At 44.9% G+C, this 21,835-nt stretch carries 23 protein-coding genes and 2 pseudogenes; 11 read left to right on the top strand and 14 right to left on the bottom strand.

Annotated elements, in window-relative coordinates:
- Positions 1-8 precede the first annotated feature (8 nt).
- Positions 9-995: an N-acetyl-D-Glu racemase DgcA gene (dgcA, locus tag B853_RS25165; RefSeq protein WP_038882850.1), complete on the top strand. Its 987-nt coding sequence runs from the start codon at positions 9-11 to the stop codon at positions 993-995.
- A gap of 306 nt (positions 996-1,301) precedes the next feature.
- Entirely contained in the window at positions 1,302-3,326 is a 2,025-nt protein-coding gene (gene fusA / locus B853_RS25175; protein WP_038882851.1) for an elongation factor G, read from the top strand.
- 71 nt (positions 3,327-3,397) lie between these two features.
- On the opposite strand, the gene B853_RS25180 is transcribed toward fusA, so the two are convergent.
- Together B853_RS25180 and B853_RS25185 are read right to left on the bottom strand one after the other, a co-directional pair.
- Positions 3,398-3,592: a hypothetical protein gene (locus B853_RS25180; RefSeq protein WP_005429524.1), complete on the bottom strand. Its 195-nt coding sequence runs from the start codon at positions 3,590-3,592 to the stop codon at positions 3,398-3,400.
- Positions 3,593-3,686: 94 nt separating this feature from the next.
- Complete coding sequence (locus tag B853_RS25185; RefSeq protein ID WP_128827052.1) at positions 3,687-4,301, bottom strand: sugar O-acetyltransferase; 615 nt, start codon at positions 4,299-4,301, stop codon at positions 3,687-3,689.
- A 175-nt stretch (positions 4,302-4,476) separates the two neighbouring features.
- On the opposite strand from B853_RS25185, the pseudogene B853_RS25190 reads away from it, so the two are divergent.
- Positions 4,477-5,277 (top strand): annotated as a pseudogene (locus B853_RS25190) (phosphotransferase).
- Between the two features lie 3 nt (positions 5,278-5,280).
- Here B853_RS25190 and nqrM read toward each other — a convergent pair.
- Genes nqrM through B853_RS25205 form a run of 3 tightly spaced genes read right to left on the bottom strand, consistent with a single transcriptional unit; the run spans position 5,281 to position 6,268 of the window.
- Complete coding sequence (gene nqrM / locus B853_RS25195) at positions 5,281-5,484, bottom strand: (Na+)-NQR maturation NqrM (protein WP_038888025.1); 204 nt, start codon at positions 5,482-5,484, stop codon at positions 5,281-5,283.
- Complete coding sequence (locus tag B853_RS25200; RefSeq protein WP_010453064.1) at positions 5,484-5,981, bottom strand: NifB/NifX family molybdenum-iron cluster-binding protein; 498 nt, start codon at positions 5,979-5,981, stop codon at positions 5,484-5,486. Before B853_RS25200 ends, nqrM begins: the two co-directional genes overlap by 1 nt.
- Positions 5,978-6,268: a DUF134 domain-containing protein gene (locus B853_RS25205; RefSeq protein ID WP_038888023.1), complete on the bottom strand. Its 291-nt coding sequence runs from the start codon at positions 6,266-6,268 to the stop codon at positions 5,978-5,980. The genes B853_RS25200 and B853_RS25205 overlap by 4 nt, the downstream gene beginning before the upstream one ends.
- Before the next feature lie 341 nt (positions 6,269-6,609).
- Here B853_RS25205 and B853_RS25210 point away from each other — a divergent pair, with 341 nt between their 5' ends.
- From B853_RS25210 to B853_RS25220, 3 genes are all read left to right on the top strand, one after another.
- Positions 6,610-7,602 carry an ABC transporter substrate-binding protein gene (locus B853_RS25210; RefSeq protein WP_038888021.1) on the top strand — a complete coding sequence of 331 codons (993 nt, stop codon included), beginning with the start codon at positions 6,610-6,612 and terminating at the stop codon, positions 7,600-7,602.
- 87 nt (positions 7,603-7,689) lie between these two features.
- Positions 7,690-8,589 carry an ABC transporter permease gene (locus B853_RS25215; RefSeq protein ID WP_071235175.1) on the top strand — a complete coding sequence of 300 codons (900 nt, stop codon included), beginning with the start codon at positions 7,690-7,692 and terminating at the stop codon, positions 8,587-8,589.
- The gene (locus B853_RS25220; RefSeq protein ID WP_038885582.1) at positions 8,582-9,823 is read left to right on the top strand and encodes a quaternary amine ABC transporter ATP-binding protein; all 1,242 of its coding nucleotides are present in this window, start codon (positions 8,582-8,584) and stop codon (positions 9,821-9,823) included. Before B853_RS25215 ends, B853_RS25220 begins: the two co-directional genes overlap by 8 nt.
- 57 nt (positions 9,824-9,880) lie before the next feature.
- Here B853_RS25220 and B853_RS25225 read toward each other — a convergent pair whose 3' ends face one another.
- A complete protein-coding gene (locus tag B853_RS25225) occupies positions 9,881-10,114 on the bottom strand; it encodes a hypothetical protein (RefSeq protein ID WP_010453074.1) in 234 nt (77 codons plus the stop codon).
- A 199-nt stretch (positions 10,115-10,313) separates the two neighbouring features.
- Between B853_RS25225 and B853_RS25230 the strand changes: the two genes are divergently transcribed.
- Both B853_RS25230 and B853_RS25235 read left to right on the top strand, forming a co-directional pair.
- Entirely contained in the window at positions 10,314-10,826 is a 513-nt protein-coding gene (locus B853_RS25230; RefSeq protein ID WP_038885581.1) for a copper resistance protein NlpE, read from the top strand.
- 192 nt (positions 10,827-11,018) lie between these two features.
- Positions 11,019-11,831 (top strand): 5'-methylthioadenosine/S-adenosylhomocysteine nucleosidase, encoded by an 813-nt coding sequence (locus B853_RS25235; protein WP_038885579.1) that lies wholly within the window; start codon positions 11,019-11,021, stop codon positions 11,829-11,831.
- 68 nt (positions 11,832-11,899) lie between these two features.
- On the opposite strand, the gene B853_RS25240 is transcribed toward B853_RS25235, so the two are convergent.
- Together B853_RS25240 and B853_RS25245 are read right to left on the bottom strand one after the other, a co-directional pair.
- A complete protein-coding gene (locus B853_RS25240; RefSeq protein WP_010453080.1) occupies positions 11,900-12,286 on the bottom strand; it encodes a universal stress protein in 387 nt (128 codons plus the stop codon).
- A 76-nt stretch (positions 12,287-12,362) separates the two neighbouring features.
- Positions 12,363-13,247: a LysR substrate-binding domain-containing protein gene (locus B853_RS25245; RefSeq protein ID WP_038885575.1), complete on the bottom strand. Its 885-nt coding sequence runs from the start codon at positions 13,245-13,247 to the stop codon at positions 12,363-12,365.
- Between the two features lie 94 nt (positions 13,248-13,341).
- On the opposite strand from B853_RS25245, the gene B853_RS25250 reads away from it, so the two are divergent.
- On the top strand, positions 13,342-14,250 hold the full coding sequence (locus B853_RS25250) for a DMT family transporter (RefSeq protein ID WP_038885574.1): 909 nt from the start codon (positions 13,342-13,344) through the stop codon (positions 14,248-14,250).
- Positions 14,251-14,314: 64 nt separating this feature from the next.
- Here B853_RS25250 and B853_RS25255 read toward each other — a convergent pair whose 3' ends face one another.
- Together B853_RS25255 and B853_RS25260 are read right to left on the bottom strand one after the other, a co-directional pair.
- On the bottom strand, positions 14,315-15,094 hold the full coding sequence (locus B853_RS25255) for a class I SAM-dependent methyltransferase (RefSeq protein WP_038885572.1): 780 nt from the start codon (positions 15,092-15,094) through the stop codon (positions 14,315-14,317).
- A gap of 130 nt (positions 15,095-15,224) precedes the next feature.
- Positions 15,225-16,907 carry a hypothetical protein gene (locus B853_RS25260; RefSeq protein WP_038885570.1) on the bottom strand — a complete coding sequence of 561 codons (1,683 nt, stop codon included), beginning with the start codon at positions 16,905-16,907 and terminating at the stop codon, positions 15,225-15,227.
- A gap of 328 nt (positions 16,908-17,235) precedes the next feature.
- Here B853_RS25260 and B853_RS25265 point away from each other — a divergent pair.
- Positions 17,236-18,326, top strand: a pseudogene (locus tag B853_RS25265) (transporter substrate-binding domain-containing protein).
- An 85-nt stretch (positions 18,327-18,411) separates the two neighbouring features.
- Here B853_RS25265 and B853_RS25270 read toward each other — a convergent pair.
- From B853_RS25270 to B853_RS25280, 3 genes are all read right to left on the bottom strand, one after another.
- The gene (locus B853_RS25270) at positions 18,412-18,930 is read right to left on the bottom strand and encodes a glycine zipper 2TM domain-containing protein (RefSeq protein WP_010453090.1); all 519 of its coding nucleotides are present in this window, start codon (positions 18,928-18,930) and stop codon (positions 18,412-18,414) included.
- A 220-nt stretch (positions 18,931-19,150) separates the two neighbouring features.
- Complete coding sequence (locus tag B853_RS25275; RefSeq protein ID WP_038885567.1) at positions 19,151-19,498, bottom strand: GlpM family protein; 348 nt, start codon at positions 19,496-19,498, stop codon at positions 19,151-19,153.
- Positions 19,499-19,516: 18 nt separating this feature from the next.
- Positions 19,517-19,876 (bottom strand): hypothetical protein, encoded by a 360-nt coding sequence (locus B853_RS25280; RefSeq protein WP_010453094.1) that lies wholly within the window; start codon positions 19,874-19,876, stop codon positions 19,517-19,519.
- A 227-nt stretch (positions 19,877-20,103) separates the two neighbouring features.
- On the opposite strand from B853_RS25280, the gene B853_RS26860 reads away from it, so the two are divergent.
- Positions 20,104-20,286, top strand: a complete 183-nt coding sequence (locus B853_RS26860; RefSeq protein ID WP_005429476.1) for a hypothetical protein — start codon at positions 20,104-20,106, stop codon at positions 20,284-20,286.
- A 42-nt stretch (positions 20,287-20,328) separates the two neighbouring features.
- Here the strand turns inward: B853_RS26860 and pncB are convergent, their stop codons facing one another.
- On the bottom strand, positions 20,329-21,639 hold the full coding sequence (gene pncB / locus B853_RS25290) for a nicotinate phosphoribosyltransferase (protein WP_038885565.1): 1,311 nt from the start codon (positions 21,637-21,639) through the stop codon (positions 20,329-20,331).
- Positions 21,640-21,835: the final 196 nt, after the last annotated feature.

Raw genomic sequence — 21,835 nt, forward strand, 5'->3', positions numbered from 1 at the left:
TAGACGCAATGAAAATTCATGTAGAGCCCGTCACCATTGCGATGGCGACACCTTTCCGTATCTCCCGTGGCAGTCGAACAGAATGTCATGTGGTGCGAGTGACCATAGAGCAGAGTGGCATCAGTGCCCAAGGTGAATGTACGCCATACCCACGTTACGGAGAGTCAGTGGAATCGGTTCTTAAAGCCATTTCTCAAACGGCTAATGAACTACAAGCTCTGTTTACCCAAGGGGGCATTAACATTGCCTCCCTAAGAGAAAAGCTGCAAACCCTTCTCCCTGGTGGCGCTGCGCGCAATGCACTCGACTGCGCGATGTGGAACTTACAGGCCAAGCTAGCTGGCAAGCAACATGCTCAAGAATTGTTTGAGTTACCGACGTCGATTGTCACGGCGATGACCGTGTCGATTAACACACCAGAGGCGATGGCAAACCAGACCCGCAGTTACATAGAACAGGGCGCTAAATTGCTTAAAGTAAAGCTTGATGGCGAACAAGTGATTGAGCGTGTGAGCGCTGTTCGCGAAGCAGTTGGCGAGGCGATGATAGTGCTGGATGCAAACGAAGCGTGGCAAGATCTCGACTTAGGCGCCACTTTTGCTGCGCTAGCGCCACTGAATATTGCAATGATTGAGCAACCTTTGCCCTCGAGTGACGATGATAAGCTGAAAGACATTTTGCATCCTATTCCACTTTGTGCTGACGAAAGTTGTCATACACGTCAGCAATTGCATGAGTTAGTGGGTAAATACGAAATGGTGAACATCAAGCTCGACAAAACCGGAGGCTTGACTGAAGCCCTGCTGCTTGCAGAAGAGGCGAAACGCCTTGGCTTTACCTTGATGTCTGGCTGCATGCTAGGCACTTCATTAGCAATGCGTGCAGCGCTACCCATAGCGGCACAATCGAAAGTGGTCGACTTAGATGGCCCAGTCTTACTTGGTCAAGACGTCGACTCAGCTCTGGTTTATGAACAGGGTAAAATTATTCTCTAATGAGTAGGCGATCATCGCATTCCCCATTTCATGATCCAGATTAAAAAACAATCACTTCCAGCATGAAATAAGTCACATAAATTATACTGCTATTACGGCATGCTAGTGTTGTAGTAACCCCTTATCTTATTTCAGCAAGGTGGTGGTTGTATGTATAGAGTCATCCGAAAAATGACATGGAAGACGAAAAGGCGGTAAACCCGCCCTACTCCAATGCAGTTCATGGCCTGATATCAGGTTTGCTTTGGAATCGTTGATGTCTACAAAGACATGTTCGGTTTCGCAAGTCATTTGCAAGGAGGCTCTATGCCTATCAATAAGATCCGCAACGTCGCTTTTGTCGGTCAAACGGGTACCGGCAAAACCACTCTGATAGAAAAACTGCTCTACACCTGCCAAGCCACCAACCATTTAGGTTGTGTGGAAAAAGGCGATACCGTCACCGATTTCGACCAACAATCCATCCAATATCAACACAGCATCGAAGCCACTCCAGTCACCCTCAGCTGGAACAAACACCGCCTCAATATCATCGACACTCCCGGACAGAGTGAACTGCTCGGACGCACGCTCAGCGTGTTCCCTGCCGTTGAAACCTCAGCGCTGATCATCGACCCACAAATGCCCATCAACCAAACTTCTGACCGTTTATTCGCCTTTGCCAAAGAGCAGCAAAAGTGCCAGATGATCATCATTAACAAACTCGACAATCACGGTAACCAACTCGAGGCTGTGATGGAAAACATCATCGAGCATTTCGGGGATAACTGCTTACCGATCAACTTACCTGCTGCCGATGGTCAATCGGTTGTAGATTGCTACTTTGAGCCAGAAATTGAGCGCGAAACCTTACTTTCTCAAGTCGATGAAACTCATGAAACCTTGATTGACCAAGTCATCGAAGTCGATGAAGAGTTGATGGAACTGTACCTCGAACAAGGTTCCGAACTGACACCAGAGCAGCTGCATGATCCATTTGAAGAAGCATTAAGAACCGGGCACGTGATCCCAATCTGCTTTGTGTCGTCCGAAACAGGCGCAGGGGTAGAACTGCTGCTGAGAACCCTAGCGGAAATCATGCCGATGCCAAATGAAGGCAACCCACCACTGTTGGAGAAAAACGGCAAGAAGGTCAAAGTAAACTGTGAAGCACTTGAGCACAGCGTGGCGCATGTGTACAAGATCAGCGTCGACCCCTACATGGGCAAGCTCGCCTATTTACGTGTTTACCAAGGCGAAATCAACGCAGGCAGCCAGCTCTACATTGGTGAAAGCAACAAAGCATTTAAAGTCGGTCATCTCTACCAATTGCAAGGCAAAGATAGAACTGAAATCCCAAGAGCGCTTGCTGGCGATTTCTGCGTACTCGCTAAAGTCGATGAGCTAGAGTTTGATTCCATTGTTCATGACTCTCATGAAGAAGATGGCGTACAACTCAAAACCCTCAACTTCCCAGACTCGATGTACTCGCTATGCCTCAAACCAGTCAAACGTGGGGACGAACAAAAACTCGGTGACGTACTGAACAAAATTGCCAGTGAAGATCCTTCTCTTCGAATCGAACATCGCGCACGCACTAATGAAACCATCATCAGTGGTCAGGGGGAATTCCATCTAAAAGTCGCGCTTGAGAAAATGTCTTCGGTCTACAAACTGGAAGTGGAAACCAGCCAACCAAGCGTTGAATATTTTGAGACCATTACCAAGCCAGCAGAAGGTCACTACCGCCATAAAAAACAAAGCGGTGGGGCGGGACAGTTTGGCGAAGTGCAACTAAAGGTGCGTCCACTTGAGCGTGGTTCAGGCTTTAAATTCATAAATAAAGTAGTGGGCGGCTCCATTCCTACTGCACTGATACCAGCCGTAGAAAAAGGTATTGTTCAAGCGCTAGAAGAAGGGGCAATTTCTGGTAATCCAATCAAAGATGTGGAAGTTACGGTTTACGACGGGAAGTATCATTCGGTCGACTCAAAAGAAATCGCGTTTGTCATCGCCGGTAAGAAAGCCTTCTTAGATGCGATCAACAATGCAGATCCTATTGTGCTCGAACCGATTGTTCAAATGGAGCTTCACATTCCAACTGCGAATGTGGGTGATGTCTCCGGCGACCTATCTGGCAATCGTGGACTGATTGAAGGGACTGAGCCAATCGATGCTAACTTCACTATGCTAAGAGCGAAATCTCCAGTGAACGAGTTACAAGATTATGCTCGTCGTCTACGATCAATTACTGGCGGTGAAGGCAGCTTTAATATGACGCTCAGCCACTACGAACCAGCACCACCAGCGGTGCAAAAACAAGTGTGCAATGAAGCGACGCAGCAAAACTAACCTCTCTCATTTATCCCCTAAAAAAACAAACGCCCTCAAAGCTTGGGGGCGTTGTTGTATTCTCTTGGTCTTTATTTGTCTAAAGACATACCAATCTGATCGAGCTTCGTTTGAAACTGTTCTACACTGTCGGCTTTATAGGTAGGAGAACCGTTAAAGTAGCGTGGCTTCTCTGGCAACATCGCATTCTTTAGTTCTTGTTCCTGATCGACATTGTCATGGTACACCGTTACACGGTTTGGGATATCCTGCTTCATAAATGCCATTTTAGTTCTCCTTTATTAAGACGAACCTTAAGTGTAGAAGCGAACAAAAAATGCGCAAAAGCTAACCATTGAAAATTTGATCTTCTTGACAATATCAATCCAACTTCATTTCCATCAAAGGTCGCCACATTTCGATGATCTCTTCTTCGGATGGCATTTCACTTTGCTTAATGGTCTTCACTACACGACATGGATTACCGACTGCAACGCTGTCTGCAGGAATGTCTTTGGTCACTACACTTCCAGCACCAATAATTGCTCGGTCACCGATTGCCACACCGTCAAGAATGATAGCACCCGCGCCAATCCAGACGCTGTCACCAATACTAATCGGGTTGCCCGTTGCGATTGGACGAACACGCTCCGCAAGCTCAAATGGGTGCCCCGCCGTACTGATCACGACATTCGGACCAATTTGCACGTACTCACCAATGTGAACAGGCGCAAGATCGAGAATAGTGACACCTGCATTCAGAAAGCCACCTTGAGTAAAGTGGATGTTGTTACCCATGTCACAATAGAAAGGCGGCACAATATTCACACCGTTCGCACTGCCAAGCAGTGACTTGATGATCTCAGCCTTCTTCAAATGCTCGGAAGGTCGTGCATGATTAAAGTCATACAGCTTCTCCTTTACTTCAGTTTGAAACTCAAACAGCTCAGGAGTAATGGGAATATGCACCGAAAAATCAACCAGTTTACTGCTCATCGACAACCTCTTAGGAACATAGAGTACGTCAATAAATGATCCTAAATTCAGCCAGTTAAGTGCTAACTATTCGCATCAGTTCAAGATGTATTTGCGAGCAATAGCGCATTTTGAAGTTGGCAATTGGCTTCCCCATGTTTATCTTGGAGTTTCACTCAGCAAGGAAAGCAGATTGATGTCACGAAAAGAGCTCAACCAAATGGGCAGTGCCCAAGTTTATCTGGTCGAAATGGAAGGTCGCAAAGTCATTGAGAAGCGCAACCCGACACAAGTTGAAGTGGCCTTTTATCAACAACATTCTGCAACGTTCAACCAGCTAGGCATTCTTGTTCCCGAGTTTGTTGGGTTTGATACTGAGCAAGATACATTGTGGATTGAGTATATTCCTCACCAAATCGAGCAAGACTTCCTCCTGCAAGATCCAAGAATCCTAAGCCGCCTTGTGCAAATTCATCAGACATCACCACCAAGCGATAACGCAATATTTAAAGCCCATAACTGGACAGAACAAGCAACCACCTCTGCACTTGAAACTCTCCAACTAGATGCGCGCACCGAGGCTTGCTTGCGCCATTTTCAAACCAAAGCACAATACCTATTCAAGTCCCAAACGCTACTCTCCGGAGACAGTAATGCTGGCAACTGGGGGCTAAGGGACAATGGTGACTTGGTACTTTTCGATTGGGAACGTTTTTCTATCGGGCATCCGGCGATTGATCTTTCGCCGTTAGTTGCGGGAATGGGTACTCTCAAAGACTATGAACAAGTAGCAAAACGATATATAGAGCTTGGCGGTAATGGCATAGAGTCAGAGCTCGCTACTGCTATCTTGTTAGCAAAAGCCTAGATCGTAATTGAGGTAACAAATCTGCTGGTTTCCAGAAACAATCCGCAAGCCAGCAAATACATAGAATGGTTTCGACAAACATTACCAAACTGGTGTGAGCCAGTGGCGTTAGAGGATAGTTTGAGCTAAGCGTTATCTTTTTGGGCTTGGCTCTTGGATCTGATAAAAGCGGCGTTCGTTCTCTGCACAAGTGGTCTCGCAATTACACACTTTATCGACGCCTACATTGTTCAAGCCACCGCAACTGCCTTGAATGCGCTTGTTATGAAAGATCACACCGAGCGACATCAACAAAATGATGGCTAAGAACCCAACAAAAGTGAACAGCCAAACCATTACTTCACCTCTTTTACGTAAGAAGAAACTAATGCTTTAAGCTTAGTCGGGCGAAGCGTCATAAGCGCGTTTTTTGATTGAGATTTGGGATTTAGCAATACCGAAGGCGCTTTTTTACTACCACAACCGCCGCAACCACCTTTTTTGGCATGGTTGATAGAAGGACGCCCTTGTGTCGCTACAGTTAACGCTGAACGAGGAACACCCATCACATCATCCAGTGAACTGCGTGTTGAGAGCTTAAACACCTGCTTACCGCTACTTAGAAGCTTGCCAAGCGCACGCTCGCCTATATTACGAACCAACACCGCATCGACTTTATACTCTTGTAGAGATTGAATGAGTTGTGACTTGGCTTTGCAGCCAGCTTGCGGCATAGCAGCAATATTAGCGAGGTTCTTCAACAACCCTTCCGTATCGGAGTAAATAGCAATATATGGGGCTTTAACAAAGTGATTGGCGACGCGTTCGCCGTCATTTGGAATGGCATAAATCATGAGTTTGACTCCTGGTCAGGAAAAACAAGTGCATGACCCTCAACTAGGCTTTTCGCAACTTTAAAACGCGCGCTCTTAACCGTATTACCAAAGGTCTGGCGAGAGACTCCCATTTGGTCGGCAGCTTGCTGTTGGCTTAAACCTTCTAGATCCGCCAAACGCAATGCTTCCAGTTCTTCTGGCAATATGTCGACTTTCTCTAATTCATAAAACGGCACGCCATTGGGCTTAAAACAATGGTGTGCTGCACGTCCACATATGCGTCTTTCTATTTTTGGTCTCGCCATCACATCCTCTCTACAAAACGCCTTCACCTTACGCCCATTTATGGCATATGCCAATTATAGTTTTTGGCATATGACAATATCTTAGTTTGCAAAAATAACGTTTACAGCGAAATATTCGTTAGACATCTAATAATAATGCAACAACACATACAAACCACCATACGATTCATTGACATACATCGATAAAAAACCTCTCATTTATGAGGGCATTTTCATCAAATATTCACCATCGTTTTCACACCCGTTAACAAATAAAGCTATAATTCATCTAATACATTAATTTGAACACTAATGATTAATTCGTTACCCTAAGTGAGCTATTTAGAGAAAGGAAACTCAATATGACGTACAAAACTCCCTTACTACTAGCGATTGGTGCGCTAGCAGCGACCAACGCAAACGCAAGTGAGTGTGGAACGGTTACCATTGCAGATATGAACTGGAATTCTGCAACACTGATTGCCAATGTGGACCGTTTTATTCTTGAGCACGGCTACGGCTGTGATGCCGAACTCATCCCTGGCGACACCATGCCAACTGGCACCTCAATGATCGAAAAAGGGCAACCAGATGTGGCACCAGAACTTTGGAGTAACAGCCTCAAAGATGCGCTAGACAAAGGTGTTGAAGAAAAACGCCTTCGTTTTGCAGGCAAAGCGTTAGTCGATGGTGGCGAAGAGGGTTTCTGGATCCCAGCCTACCTTGTTAAGCAATACCCTGAAATGAAAACCATCGAAGGTGTGAAAAAACACGCGAAGCTGTTCTCTCACCCAGAAGACAAAGCAAAATCGGCATTTTACAGCTGCCCTGCCGGTTGGAACTGTCAAATCAGTGCTGGCAACCTGTTCAAAGCAATGGATCTTGCTGACTCAGGTTTTGACATCATTGATCCAGGCTCAAGTGCCGGTCTGTCAGGCTCGATTGCAAAAGCTTACGAGCGTGAAGAAGCGTGGTTCGGTTACTACTGGGCACCAACTGCGGTTCTAGGTAAGTACGACATGGTAAAAGTGGATTTCGGTAGCGGTGTAAACTTGGATGAGTTTGTAAACTGTACCACTCAAGCAGAGTGTGATGCGCCAAAACCAACTATGTACCCACCTTCACCAGTTCATACGATTACGACTGAAGAGTTTGCTTCACGCTCTCCAGCCGCTTACAACTACTTCACTAAACGTGGTTTCACCAACGCGGACATGAACCAGCTATTGGCATGGATGGAAGACAACCAAGCCGACGGTGAAGAAACCATGTTCCATTTCCTAGAAAACTACCCACAGATCTGGACTGCATGGGTTCCTCAAGACGTAGCTAAAAAAGTGCAAAGTGCACTGTAAGACTTAGACGTTTCGTAAACGGTATAGGAATACCGCATTGTTGTATGCCGAGACTCGCTTGAGTCTCGGCAAGAAAAGGAAGTAAACATGTCTGACTCGAATTGGCTTAGCGAATTCCCAGAAATGGATCGCTCAGATCTTAGAGCCATCCGCAAAACCTTAGATGGCGCCTACCGCGATTTTTCTCGTGAATACGGCGACCTCATTGAATCATTCTTCGACCCTCTTCTCTCATTTCTCGTTTGGTTCGAAAAACTACTCATTTCAACACCATGGATGATCATCCTTGGCGTCTGCGTCGCCTTAGTATATGCAGCGAGTCGTTCCTGGAAGCTGGCTGTTGCCTGCTTTGGCTCTTTGATACTGATCGGCTATTTCGGTATGTGGGAAGACACGATGCGGACACTCAGCATCATCACTGTGTGTACCATGCTCGCCATTGCACTCGGCATTCCGATTGGTATTGCCATGGCCCGCTCGAATCGCGTGCAATCGGTCGTGACACCACTGCTTGACGTGATGCAAACCATGCCCGCGTTTGTCTATTTAATACCTGTCGTTATGCTTCTTGGTATCGGTAAGATCCCTGGCTTAATTGCGGTTGTTATCTACGCAATCCCACCTGTGATTCGTTTGACCAACTTAGGCATTCGACTGGTAGATAAAGAAGTACTTGAAGCTGCTACCGCCTTTGGTGCCAGTAAAAAACAGCGCTTAGTTGGCGTGCAATTACCTTTGGCAATGCCAACCATCATGGCTGGAATTAACCAAACCATCATGATGGCGCTTTCTATGGTTGTTATTGCTTCTATGATTGGCGTGAAAGGCTTAGGTCAGCCTGTATTAAAGTCAATCACCAACCAGTACTTCACGCTTGGTCTGCTTAACGGCTTAGCGATCGTTGCATTGGCTATTCTGTTTGACCGTGCATCGCAAGCTTACGCGAAACGAACGCAAGCGCACTTAGGAGATCTGAAACATGACTAAGCCACTTATTGAAATCAGCGGGCTGTATAAGATCTTCGGACCAAAGCCAAAAACCGTTATTGAGCGAGTAAAGCAAGGGCAGAGTAAAGACCAGATTCTTGCTGATACGGGACATACTGTTGGTTTGAAAGACATCAATCTGCAAATTAACAAAGGCGAAATCTTTGTCATTATGGGGCTGTCAGGCTCTGGTAAGTCAACCATGATTCGCCACTTCAACCGTCTGATTGACCCGACCATGGGGCAAATATTGGTTGAGGGCGTGGATGTAATGCAGCTTTCAGCGACCGAACTGGAGGAGTTTCGTCGTCATAAGATGTCGATGGTATTCCAACGTTTTGGTCTATTGCCTCACCGCACTGTGGTTGACAACGTCGCTTACGGCTTGGAAATCCAAGGTATCAAAAAAGAAGCGCGTCTTGCGAAAGCTAATGAGTGGTTGGAAACGGTTGGTCTTAAAGGTTACGAGAATCAATACCCTGCACAGCTTTCTGGCGGCCAGCAACAGCGTGTCGGCTTGGCTCGCGCTTTAGCTACTGATGCCGAAATCCTACTAATGGATGAAGCTTTCTCCGCACTCGATCCATTGATCCGTAGTGAGATGCAAGATCAGCTTATCGAACTGCAAGAGAAGCTACACAAAACCATCATCTTCATTACTCACGACTTGGACGAAGCACTTCGTTTGGGTGACCGTATCGCTATCTTGAAAGATGGCGAATTAGTTCAGCAAGGTTCTCCAGACGAGATTCTGCTCCACCCTGCCGATGACTATGTAGAAGCCTTCGTTAAGGACGTAAACCGAGCAAGGGCTCTGACGGTAGAAACCGTAATGCAACCACCAGCGTATCGTATTACCGCTACGACCATTGAAGAAGCTCTTATCGAAATGAAACGCGTGAAGCAAGACTATGCATACCACGTAACGGACGAAGGCTACCAAGGTGTCGTCACCAAAGAAAGCTTACTAGATGCCGCGAAGATGGATGCTGCGCAAGAGCTGGCAGAAGAGATCTATGAAGAAGTGCCGGTTGTTTCGCCCGATTCTGTCATTGAAGAAGTGCTTCCAGACACCATGTCTTGTGACTACTCACTGCCAGTTGTGGATGATGAAGGTAATCTGCAAGGCGAACTAGAACGCAGCGCCGTCGCTGAAATCTTCACTGATAACTCTGAAGAGGCGTCGCCGCCAAAGGAGGTAAAAACGCCTCCAGCAATGGATAAGGCATCCTAATACGCAAAAGGCTCATCATCGGATGAGCCTTTTTTCTGGTGACGCTTTAAAATCGCACTACGAAAGCCAAATCATAAATGCAAAGATCAAAACCAACAACAAAATACCAAAATAGCTGATACGTAAACGCATCGCGTCCGATACCGGTTTGTGTGGACGTTTGCCCAAAGTGAGAATAGACACACCAAGATACCCAAGGTAATAGCTCACTATTTCGAGGACAAAGTCGATAATAATCCAACGGACAAGCGCCCCTAATACCCGAAGGGCTCCTATGTAGAATTCTTCCATTTTCTTTTCCTATTCCTTCTTCTTTGCAAATCACTGACGTTAAAGAATTTTTCTAACAAAAGCTGTTCAATGGTTTGCTTTGTTCTGACGCAGGTCTAGGAAACAAGTCTATTATTATCACGGTATACCCAAGTGACCTTAGCATACATGCGACGAGATCATTTTGGTATATCAACTCGTTGATTTAAAGAGGAATCAAATGAACAAGACATTACTAGCAATAACAATGGCTGCTGTATTTACTTTGGCGGGCTGTCAGGATGAGAAACCAAAGGAGAGCACCGCGACTGATGTACCTCAAGCAACAGAAGTTGAAACAACCATTGATGCGACACCGATTGAAGAAGAGCAAGTGATCACAACAGAAACATTTGTTGACTCAGCACACAACGCGCAAAATGCATTAGATTGGAATGGCACGTACACAGGTAAATTGCCATGTGCCGATTGTGCGAGTATTGACACAACTCTAACCTTAAACCCAGATGGCAGCTATACATTGGTTCAAGTATATAAAGGCAAAGAGGATGGTGAATTTAAATCTGAAGGTCAGTTCACTTGGAACGAGTCAGGTAACACTATCACACTGGTTGACGAAGCCGCACCAAACCAATACTTCGTTGGTGAAAACATGTTAATGAAGCTGGATATGAACGGCGAAAAAGCGACAGGCGAGCTAGCGTCATTCTACAACCTAAGCAAGATGCCTTAATGCTGAGTAGCGATTTCATCTAATCCTGATAAGGACCCAATCCGAGCCTCCCCCGCTCGGATTTTTTATTCTCGTTCATTAGAACGACAATCAAGAATCTTCATTTATTGAGAAAAATAACAATGGCACCAATTGACGCAAACGATTGCCATTGGTAGATTGCGCCATCTTTTTCATTTGTAAGTATGTCGTATGCAAATATTTAAACGTTTCGCTGCACTTATTCCTGCAGTACTTTCCTTCTCTGTTTTCGCTCAAACTCAACCAATCCTTGTTCAAGGTGCGATGGATATTGAAACCAGCACACTAGTTGAAGCTTTAAATGATGCGAAAGAAACCACCGTTGGCTCTTGGACGTTTTGGCAGGGTGACATCGACGGTTACCCAGTGGTGGTATCTCGCACTGAAGTAGGATTGGCGAACGCTGCTGCTTCTACAACGCTAGCGATTGAGCATTTCAACCCGAAATACGTCATCAACCAGGGCACATCTGGCGGCCACGATCCTAAGCTATACCGTGGTGACATTGTTATTGGTGAAGTAAGTTTTAACATGGGCTCTTACAAGTCTGAATTTGCTGAAAAAGGCAAAGGCATCGATCCAACCAAGTGGCAGAACTTCGACGTAACCATGCGTCTACGTGAAAACGGTGAGTTTGTTGAACATAAACAGTTCAAAGCGGATCCAGCATTGGTTGAAACTGCTCTTTCTTTGTCTGAAGGATACAAAAAAGGCCAAGTTGTGAAAGGCTTGATTGGTTCAGCGGACGAATGGAACCGCGAAGTAGACCGTATCAACTGGTTCCATGAAACCTATGGTACGTCTGTTGAAGAGATGGAAACGTCATCAGCAGCATTGGTTGCTCAAGCTTACCAAGTACCGTTTGTCGGCATTCGTATTTTGTCGAACACAGACCAACACAAACAAGACTTCGATCCGCAAACTGCGGTGGATTGTCAGCTGTACACAATTGACGTGATCAAGGCGTTGATCAAAAAGCAGTAACGCCGTAATAGAACAGCAAAGGGAGGCTTAGCATAGCCTCCCTTTTACTTTGAATGTTGAATTAGGGCTCATTCCAAATACACAACCAACAAATCGGCCTCAATGGCATTGGCGAGCTTCGGGATTGAGGAGAATAAGCGGCTCATAAACTTATGATGATGGCCACAGACCACTAAATCGATGTTGTGCTCCTTCGCTACACCAGCAAGCTTGATATGCAGATCACCAACCACCACCATGGTCTCGGTAATCGGATAATCACTTTGTTCAGCTAAGGCTTTAAGCTCTTGCATGAGTTTTTGTTCGTCCTTCGATTCCAGCGCCACTCTATCGTGATCAACGAAAACAAAGGACACCTTGCTATTTGCATCTTTTGCCATCGAAATGGCTTTGTCGATGACTGCTCGACTCGAATCTGATAAATCTACTGCAACTAAAATGTGCGCGTAGCTCATGATACTCTCCCAACTGACCTGCCTAAATTAAGTCTAGCACCGCAGGGAGAGTCTTACTGAAATCACCCCAATTACCCTACAGACATTGTTGTTTAAGCCAGTTGGTCAACTTTATGATTTCTGGTTGGCGTGCTCGATTCTTCTTATGCACAAAGTAAAAACTGTCCCCGGTTTCCAATCCGTGGGAGGGGATATAAACCAGATCCTGAGCCTTGTCGCGTTCATTCAACATAAAGTCATTGGCGAATGTGATGCCTTGGTCGTAGCGCGCTGCTTCGATCGCCAGAAGCATATGGCTGAAGTGTTGCATATCGATGTCTTTCGGCAACTCAAACCCTCCGGCTTTACACCATTCCGCCCAATCTTTACCCCGCTCACGATAAATAGAATCAGTGGAAAGAATTGGATAATGCCAAAGTGCATCGGGCATAGGCTGGTCCTGAATTTCCTTCCAGATGTTGAGGCTGCACACCGGATACAACGTCTCATCATACAGGCGAACCGCCATGTAGTTGCGCTTTGGCTTTTGTACCGTGATAAAGCAATCACCCACACTGTCAGTTTGCTCTGGATCTCCAGCAACCATGTTAAGCGTTAGATCGATTTCGGGGTGTTGACGCTTAAAGTCTGCCAATCTAGGTATCAACCATTTCACGGCTAGCGAACTGTAAATCGCCAAACGTAGACTGCCCTTTTCTCCTTCACGTACCTTCTGACTGGCCATAGCAATGGCACTAATAGCAGGGCTGATATCTTCGAGGTAACGAAAGCCGGTATCTGAGAGTGACAACTTACGCCCCTGACGAATAAACAAGGCTTCACCAAGATAGTCTTCTAATACTCGAATCTGATGGCTCACTGCACTTTGGGTTACATTGAGCTCTTCCGCAGCAAGGGAAAAGCTCAAATTACGCGCAACGGATTCAAAACAGTGGACCGCTCTAAGAGGTGGTAACTTCATTATCTAAAAAACTCATACTTAAACTAATAAATATCATTTCACTTCATCCTATGACATCACCTACTCTTTGGCAAAGAATGAGGAGAGGAATAACGTGAAAGTCACATCTGTCGGTGCAGCGATGCTGCTATTAATTGTTGGTAACCTAGTTGCGGTGCTCTCAGACGCTTTGATCAAAAGTGTCGGTAATGAGGTGCCAGTTTTTCAGTTTGTGTTCTACCGACAACTTTCAGCTGTGATGATGTTGTTACCCGTATACCTGTTCACAAAACAAGCGCCATTAATGGAAGGTTTTAAGTGGCATGCAGTTCGTGCGCATGTCTGGCTAACAGGCGCAATTTTCATGGTGTTTGCCATCTCGTCGATGCCACTCGCCACCGCGAACGCAATCTTCTATGCCGCGCCTTTAATCATGCTGCCACTGGCGGCGATCTTCTTCGGAGAAAAACTCTCCACTCAATCAATCGCAGCAGCGGTAATGGGCTTTGCTGGTGTGCTGGTGATTATACGCCCAGACCAAATTGATTGGGCCGCGTTGTCTGCATTAGTCGTGGCGCTAACGCTCGCGATCAACAACCTGTTGATCCGTAAGCTGCCAAAGAATCAATCCGTACCACACACGCTTTTGATGACCAACTTAGCAGGTATGCCGGTATCACTGTTGTTAGTATTTATTGAAGGTGAGGCATGGGATTGGAGCTCATTCCCTGTAGCGGCCGGTTCAAGCTTGTTCATCATGATTTACGCAGCTACCTGTGTATTAGCTTATCGTTCTATCGACAGCAATAAGATTGCCAGCGCAGAATACAGCGGCTTGATTGGTGCAGTAATCGTTGGTTTGATTTGGTTTGGTGAAGTGCCGGATATCTTTATGGCAATTGGTACCGTGATGATTGTCGTGCCTCTGATTTGGCTATCTAAACGCGAGCGCAGAAAGCAAAAACAAGCGCAAGCCGCAAAACTTGCAGAAGAGCAACAGCACCATCAAGCGCCAGCTGCGTAAGTCATCTAAAGAAGCCGAGCACTCATCGCTCGGCTTTTGTATTTTAAAGTCAAAAATTCAAGCTCTAAGCTTTTCTAATGTACGCTACCGCATGAGATAGAAACAGACGAGAAAAGCGATCATTGAAGCGAATCCGATACTCGTGATTAGCTTCTGAAACTCGCTGCCAATTCTGGTCAAAGTAATCATTGATATCATCTACAGCTTCGTCCATGTTCTGGATGTGTTTTTTGTTCCACTGGTAGGTACAAGAAGCAACCAGTATTCCGCCAACATTCGTTGCACTTTTTAGCGCATTCACCATTTCTAGTGGAGAGTCGCACTGATCGAGTACGTTTAAACAAACCACTAAGTCATGTTTAGTATTGATCGTCCCGCTACTAAACGGCTGATCCACAAACTCAACATCTAAACGCTGACAATCTCCTACCAAATGTTGATTCTCGAACTCGAACGACTTCATCTCATCTAAGCTATAGATGTAATTGAAAGCCGCCAGTGGAGGGGTAAATAATATTTGCTTTAACCCTGACAGCAACAAATTGGAAGGCTCAACCAACGTCGCTTTTTGGATAGAGTTCAGTCTAGCGGTGGTCTCATAAAAGTTTCGGCCTAATGCTGCGCCAACCTCAAGCAGGCTTTTCGGCATTATTCCCGCTTTTCTCACAGCATGTTCAATAAAGCTAGCAACTTCAATACAGTGCGAAGACTGAATAAATGAAAAAGGCACTTTCTTTGATTGACTAGTCAGCTCTCCAATCAGTCCTTTTTCTAAAAGATGATCAAGCCACTGAACCTCATAGTAACTCGCTAGCCCTCGTTGATTGAGATAGAAATCTTCCATACATTCTCCTTCCAAAGGCGGGCAATTTTATCTAGCCAAACTAACTCTGTCCGATTAGAGTGCACAGTTTTTGGAGGCAAAAGAATGCAACGAGAGACGAACATCGTCCCTCGCTAACAACCTCTCGCTACTACCTGATCGCATTGATGGTAGCCGCACTCTGTTCCATGGTTTTAAACTCATCGCTCTGCTTAATCTGATTCAAGGTGTCTGTTAGATCGAACGTCCCAACCACCTGCTTCGCTGCCTCAAAGGGAGTCACGCCTTTTTCTAATTGAAGAATGTCGTAGCCTGCCGCTTTTAACGCATAAATTGCTGCTCCACCACTTGGGTAAAAATAGCCCCACCCAAATTGAGATTCCACACTCTCTCGATTCTGGTAATTTGTGGTAAATGCATAGGGCTCTACAAATTTTAAGTCGGAAAAGTTTGGCAACGCATTTCTCAAAGCCATCACTTCAACATACCAAGCGCTACCTTCAAACAGCTCTTGCCCTAACCCCATATTCTTCGCATATTGCTTGCTGCTGTTATCAATATTGATCTGCTCTTGAGTTAGGGCAATGTATTGTTTGAGCATGGATTTGGCTTCATCTTGCGTCATAACTTTAGGCAAAGACTTGAACAAATTGAGTACCGCAAGCTTATATGTAATCTGCTCTACATTCACTGGATAGCCAGTAAGCTCATTGAAGTGGTTGGCAGGATATTTAAAGTGTTCATCCTGATAATCATGGAACATTTCATGCACGGCTAATGCAATAGTATTACGTTGATGCTCGCCTTTTATAAAGGTCTCTGATGGCTTATACACTTGTAGATAGTACTTCGCTCCATTAAACGTATATTGCCTTTCGTATGCTCCGTTACCTCTATTTATCGCATCATGGAAGATGTGCATATTGGGTTCATACTTGTAGATATTCAACGCGCCGCTTTCGTTCATCCCCAACTTTTGCGCGCCATCAGGAGCTCTATTTGGATTAACCAGAAAAGCAGTAACTGGCGTGCTGCTTTTCTCGTCCAAACGCAACATATAAGTCGGAGCTTTACTCAGGTAGTTACCATAACCTCCCCAAATTGATTGAACCTTGAGAGCATTCAAAGACGAATTGAATTGTACAAAAAGCTGACTATCAACTTCACTTGCTAAAGCCGTTTCACCAGAAGAAACCACCTTTCCAAGCCCATAAGCCGTAATTTCTTGCTCAGTCATATTATGCATACCTTCAGCAGGTGCGGCATGAATGGTGAAGTAATAGAAACCTTCTGGATCAGGTAAACCCATCTTCTTGTAGTAATCAATGTATGGTTGATGGTATTTGTGGCCAACAGGGAAATCCGTTGCAACTTGGTCTTCGGTTGCCCATGAATGAACACCTATCGTTGCGCCCCTTTCAATAGTTCGGTTTGCTCCCGCCAAGAATAAGTCCGTACCTCCCGAGGCAATTGACCCATTCGCGGCAATGTAAGAATCTAGCTGTTTAGCGCGCACTTGATACGCCAGTTCAAGGTTTGACTCATCATCAACAGAGCCATCAATGCTCACAAACTTGAGCAGCTTGATATTGCGATGCTTTGCCATCATTTGTTCAAATGCCTTTGGTGACCCCTGACAAATAACCCCTTTCAGTTCCGCGACATCCCCCTTTACTACGAATGATAAACCGGGCTCTTGTGACGAAAGCTGATCTCCGCATTGAGAAGTGAACACGCTCGAGTTATTCGTTACCGTCGAGTCGTTGCTCTTTCCTTCGGAGCCACAGCCTGTTAACGCGATTAGAATACTCATGGTTAATATTTGTTTCTTCATTCCTTACCTCAATAAAACGCCGTTCAAAATTACTAGGAATGATAAACAAAAAAATCCCGTTTTATGTTGGTTCTTACGTGCGCTTACAGAGGCTTAAGAAACCATCATTTTCTTTACTTTTGTAAGCAAGCAGCACAGAACGAAGCTCATAAGTACCAAGGTTAAGAAGTGCACTGGACATCAACTGCTATAGTTAAAACAGTAAATAATAAAATTAGGGCAGTATTGAATTCGTCATCACCTCTCGAAAGTTCTAAACACTCTGCAATTTCTAGCGAGTCTTCGCTATCGATTCAATTCACCGCTGCCTCTTTTTGAGGATCTGCGCATGCTAAGTAGTTTTAAATCGAATCTTCAATCTTTTGTAATTTCAATATTTTTTCTCCTTTCCTTACTCAGCACTCCCTCAAACGCTTCTACACTTAAAGTGGGCACTTACTCATGCCCTCCCTTCGTTATAGCTCTGCCGATAATAACCTAAACGGCCTCAGTATTGAGTTGTGGGAGCAGATCGCCAAAGAAATGGATGTCGAATTTAGTTTTGAAAATCACCCTTTGGGTGACCTACTCAATGCGATAGAAACAGAAACAATCGATATTGGTGTTTCTTGCATCTCAATCACCCCTGAACGTGAGCTGTTTGCCGACTTTTCTCATTCTTTCTTTGAAACCCACCTCGCGATAGCTGTAAAAAATCAAGGTTATCTGCATACTTTGCAATCTATCTTTTTGAACCCCGCATTGTGGTTTATCGTTGCTGCTATAGTGCTGGTAGCTGGGTTAGTCGGGGCGTTTTTCTATGCGATAGAAGAAGGCAAAAATGAAAAGCTCTATTCAATGAAAAGCAAAACTGGTCGCTGGATTGAAAGTTTTATTCTTGGCCTGCTCTTCATCACTCGGGGGCCTTTCAACTACTTCGAATTTAAGAGCTTAACGGGACGAATCGCTACAGTATTTATTGGCGTTTTCAGCATGCTTTTCATCGCCAGTATTACTGCAGTACTAGCCAGTAAACTCACCCTTAGCCAAGGTTCCTCACAAATTAAGGGCATCAATGATCTTGCCAATGTTGAAGTCGGTACCAAAACCGCAACCACCTCTTCTTTACTGCTTACCAGCTTTGGTATTCGTCACAAAGACTATCCAGATATGACGACACTTTTAACCGCGTTAGATAATGGCGAAGTCGAAGCTATCGTTGCTGACGACGTGGTACTCAAATATATGATTGGTAGTGGCAAATTATCAGGAAAATTTGAAGATTTGGAGGTGTTGCCATACCAACTAGAAAAGCAGAACTACGGCTTTATCATTACGGAAAACAATCCTTACGAAGAAGAGATCAATCGTGCTCTACTGCAAATTCGTGAATCACGAAAATGGCGTAAAACGCTGGTTGATTATTTCGCGGATAAGTAGCCCTAAACGACAAATACTAAAATTAAAAAAGCCCTTACGTTCAGTGAACAAAAGGGCTTTGTTTTGTATTCAAATTCGTTGGCAATTATTGAGGAAGAACCACTTTTCCATCTTGGATTGGGAATGTCTTACCTGCAGGCTTGCTCTTCATACGCACAGTAGCTGGAGCGCCTGCCACTTCATAAGTGACATCGTAACCGACTACTTTCTCAGAAGTCGTGTATTCAGTGTGACATTGCTTCTCAGTCGATGTCACAACGTCCCCCTTCTGAACATTGTCTTGAATCTCTCGGCCAGCCATAGCCCCCGCAATTGTGCCAGCTGCAGTAGCAATCACTTTACCTGAACCACCACCAATTTGGTTACCTAGCGCAGCACCTGCTGCTGCACCACCTACAGTACCAAGGATCTTGTTGTTATCCTTTGGTGCTACTTGGTGAGTAACAACCACGTCCTTACAAACTTGGTGTGGGTTCTTCACTGTTTCAGTTACCGCTTCAACAAGCGTGATGTTCGCTTCTGTTGGTGCTGGTGGCGTCTTATCTTTACAGCCTGCTAATACAGCAACAACAGCTGTAGCGATTGCGATAGATTTCATATTCATGGATTACTTCCCAGTACAGTTATCTTTGCTTGGCGGTATAGTAAATCGCGGACTGAAATTCACATCAGGCGAAATTGAGCCTTCTGTCATTAGCAGGTTAAAAAACGTTGTTTTATTATAGTTACGTCAGCAAAAGAGCAAGCTAAGGTAAATCAGAGCTAGATCACATCAAGGTGAGCTATGAGTATTCGACTAACTACATTGCTAGGATGAGTAATAATTACGCAGGAACCATCCATCGCGTCCAGAAAGCAAGCAACATCGAAGCGAACATTACCCAAACAAGCGTCGCCGGTGTTAATGTGCCAACCAAGCTCAAGCGATAACTAAAATAGAAAACCGAAATCAAATACGCGGCATAAGGAATAAGAGAATAGATACCGAACAGTGCCGTTTGTCGCAAGGCCTCCATATCTCGTTCACTGCCCACAATAAAATGAGCGATCAACGCAAAAGTTGGAAACAATGGCACCAAACCCGCGATGTAGAAACTTTTCGACTTCGATAGCATAGCAATGATCAACACCGCAACTGCACCGAGTAAAGATTTAAGAAAGAGGCTTGTCATCAGTTTTCGCCAAAGCGCTTAAGCCAAACTTAGAAACAGCTCATCATCCGTTAGGTACTTATGACGATGGCTAAGGCTACGCAAGTGCATAAACATAAAGTCAGGAAAACCCGGAGCAATGATGTTGTTTGGCTCCCAGAAAATACCACCAACAAACACGTAACGGCCTTGTTTTTCATCGTCATGCAGAGGGTTGTTAATGGGTGTCGTCAGCTCAGCACGGCAACCTTCAACAACACACACGATCTGACCTTTGAAAATGCCAATCACTCGTTTAACAAGGTTTGCTTTTATTCCACACTTCCATGCTTGGCGCGTTGCCCACTCATAGCCGTGTTTGTTGATCGCTTTTTTTTGCAGATGCACAACCAGATTCATCATTTATCCCTAGGAAAGTCACTGGTTGTACTATAACCAAATCGCCTTCTAGGTTTGCCGATATAAATTTGTCGAAACCATAGAAGTTAAAAATCAAGAAACGAGAGCATTACAACAAATCGCCTTTTACTTAACGATTTTTAGGATTTTTCTGACATTAGAAACTGGAATGTGTTGCATAGAATAATAACAAATTTATAAAAATAAAAATGACAACACGGTGACGTATGGCTTTTGATGATTATTGGAAGAAGGTTCGAGAAAAACACCTAAAGAGTGCCGACCTAGAGGGGCTTATTGTAAAGAGGGTTCGTGCCAATACAGGCAGTAAACGTCTCCCTTATCGCACAAAGTGTGGGGCACTGTGCGAGATCAAATATAACGAAGTTTGTGAGGCACAAAAAGAGTGATGCCTTTGCACCACTCTTTTTATCAATCATTCACTTCTCTTATCAGGCGTCGATGAGGTAATTATCTCCTTCATCCTCTAGACGGTCGATCAGTACACGGCACTCGTCAAGATCAAGTGGCTGCTCAAAACGACGCTTCAAATTCATTAAAAAGAATATGTCTTCGCACATCGCTTTCTCTGGCTCATCACTGATTTTAGCAACTGGTGAGCCATTACATGACACCATCTTAATCACAATAGACAGCGGCTTGTATGCGATGCCTTGCGCGTTTGCGTAATCACCCATGTCGTTCGCTAGTGACGTACCAATACCAAAACTCACTTGAACACGATCTTGGAAGCGCTCACAAATATCCAGTGCTTGCTCGAAGTTTAAACCATCGGTAAACACTAAGGTTTTCGTCATTGGATCGATGCCAAGTGATTGGTAATGCTCGATCATCTTCTCGCCCCATGTGTAAGGGCAACCACTATCATGACGAACACCCACGTACGCATTACTGAGTTCTTCATCGAAGTCTTTTAAGAAAGCATCAATACCAATGGTATCGGTTAACGCAATACCTAACGCACCATTAAACATCTCTTGCCAACGCTGCAAAGCCACCTTTTGCGAATCACGAACATTCACCAGAGCTTGATGCCCCATAAACCATTCGTGTGCCACCGTCCCAATCGGTGTCAAGCCAAGCTCTTTCGCCAAGTGGTAGTTGCTGGTTCCTGTTAAGCAGTCAGGCAACTCTTTGCTCAGGTACTGCAACATTGAACGTTGTGCTTGGAACGAGAAACGACGACGGGTCGACATATCGGCAAACTTAAAGTTGGTGATATTGCGACGTTTCAGTTCTGCTTTGAGATGACGAACCTTCTCTTCTAAAACAGATTGGAACTGCTCAACTGGAATATCTGCCCAACGAGCACGGCTGCGCACTTCAGACACAATGCTCATGATGATGGTTTCGTAGAGAATGGTTTCTGTCCAAAGACCATTGATGGTGATGCGTAATTGGCTTGTACCATCCGCCATGGTTTTAATATTGAAAGAAACATCGCGTTGAGGGTTAAAACGAAACGCGTGCAGAGCATCAACAAATTCTGGTTTTAGATAAGGCGCAACGCCCTTCATGTATTCAATTTCTTCAGCAGAGAAGGTGATGTCTTGCAGTTTAAGAACTTCCGCTTTCACCTCTGGCATTAATTCAGACAGATCTTCTTCACTACGCACGATGAATTTGTAGGACACCATCGCATCAGGATAGAGCGCAGCAGCAGCACTCATCATATTCACTTTGTATACGTCAAAATCTAACGCACTTTGGATGATGCGAGACGAAAATAAATTGGTGGTCATTCGGAGCCCTTCTACATGCCCTTTTTCGTTTATACCCAAATTCCCTCAGTACGGTGTAAACCGCATCTTATTGTTTTTCCAACGAAGTTGGCGGGAAGTTTTCCACAAGGTAAACTTGGGTATATAACTTGTTGTTACTAACTAAATTGCGTAAACAATAAACACCCGCTTATAGTTTGTCAACTTTTGTTACTAA

Origin of the sequence: Vibrio rotiferianus CAIM 577 = LMG 21460, from assembly GCF_002741985.1 — a bacterium.
GTDB classification, from domain to species: domain Bacteria; phylum Pseudomonadota; class Gammaproteobacteria; order Enterobacterales; family Vibrionaceae; genus Vibrio; species Vibrio rotiferianus.

Coding starts and splice junctions, on each gene's coding strand:
- B853_RS25215 (WP_071235175.1), top strand. CDS start 7,690: ATGTCTGACTCGAATTGGCTTAGCGAATTCCCAGAAATGGATCGCTCA.
- B853_RS25205 (WP_038888023.1), bottom strand. CDS start 6,268: ATGGCGAGACCAAAAATAGAAAGACGCATATGTGGACGTGCAGCACAC.
- nqrM (WP_038888025.1), bottom strand. CDS start 5,484: ATGGTTTGGCTGTTCACTTTTGTTGGGTTCTTAGCCATCATTTTGTTG.
- B853_RS25210 (WP_038888021.1), top strand. CDS start 6,610: ATGACGTACAAAACTCCCTTACTACTAGCGATTGGTGCGCTAGCAGCG.
- B853_RS25200 (WP_010453064.1), bottom strand. CDS start 5,981: ATGATTTATGCCATTCCAAATGACGGCGAACGCGTCGCCAATCACTTT.
- B853_RS25180 (WP_005429524.1), bottom strand. CDS start 3,592: ATGGCATTTATGAAGCAGGATATCCCAAACCGTGTAACGGTGTACCAT.
- B853_RS25245 (WP_038885575.1), bottom strand. CDS start 13,247: ATGAAGTTACCACCTCTTAGAGCGGTCCACTGTTTTGAATCCGTTGCG.
- B853_RS25220 (WP_038885582.1), top strand. CDS start 8,582: ATGACTAAGCCACTTATTGAAATCAGCGGGCTGTATAAGATCTTCGGA.
- B853_RS26860 (WP_005429476.1), top strand. CDS start 20,104: ATGGCTTTTGATGATTATTGGAAGAAGGTTCGAGAAAAACACCTAAAG.
- B853_RS25240 (WP_010453080.1), bottom strand. CDS start 12,286: ATGAGCTACGCGCACATTTTAGTTGCAGTAGATTTATCAGATTCGAGT.
- dgcA (WP_038882850.1), top strand. CDS start 9: ATGAAAATTCATGTAGAGCCCGTCACCATTGCGATGGCGACACCTTTC.
- B853_RS25185 (WP_128827052.1), bottom strand. CDS start 4,301: ATGAGCAGTAAACTGGTTGATTTTTCGGTGCATATTCCCATTACTCCT.
- B853_RS25230 (WP_038885581.1), top strand. CDS start 10,314: ATGAACAAGACATTACTAGCAATAACAATGGCTGCTGTATTTACTTTG.
- B853_RS25235 (WP_038885579.1), top strand. CDS start 11,019: ATGCAAATATTTAAACGTTTCGCTGCACTTATTCCTGCAGTACTTTCC.
- B853_RS25225 (WP_010453074.1), bottom strand. CDS start 10,114: ATGGAAGAATTCTACATAGGAGCCCTTCGGGTATTAGGGGCGCTTGTC.
- pncB (WP_038885565.1), bottom strand. CDS start 21,639: ATGACCACCAATTTATTTTCGTCTCGCATCATCCAAAGTGCGTTAGAT.
- B853_RS25255 (WP_038885572.1), bottom strand. CDS start 15,094: ATGGAAGATTTCTATCTCAATCAACGAGGGCTAGCGAGTTACTATGAG.
- B853_RS25280 (WP_010453094.1), bottom strand. CDS start 19,876: ATGAATCTGGTTGTGCATCTGCAAAAAAAAGCGATCAACAAACACGGC.
- B853_RS25260 (WP_038885570.1), bottom strand. CDS start 16,907: ATGAAGAAACAAATATTAACCATGAGTATTCTAATCGCGTTAACAGGC.
- B853_RS25275 (WP_038885567.1), bottom strand. CDS start 19,498: ATGACAAGCCTCTTTCTTAAATCTTTACTCGGTGCAGTTGCGGTGTTG.
- fusA (WP_038882851.1), top strand. CDS start 1,302: ATGCCTATCAATAAGATCCGCAACGTCGCTTTTGTCGGTCAAACGGGT.
- B853_RS25270 (WP_010453090.1), bottom strand. CDS start 18,930: ATGAATATGAAATCTATCGCAATCGCTACAGCTGTTGTTGCTGTATTA.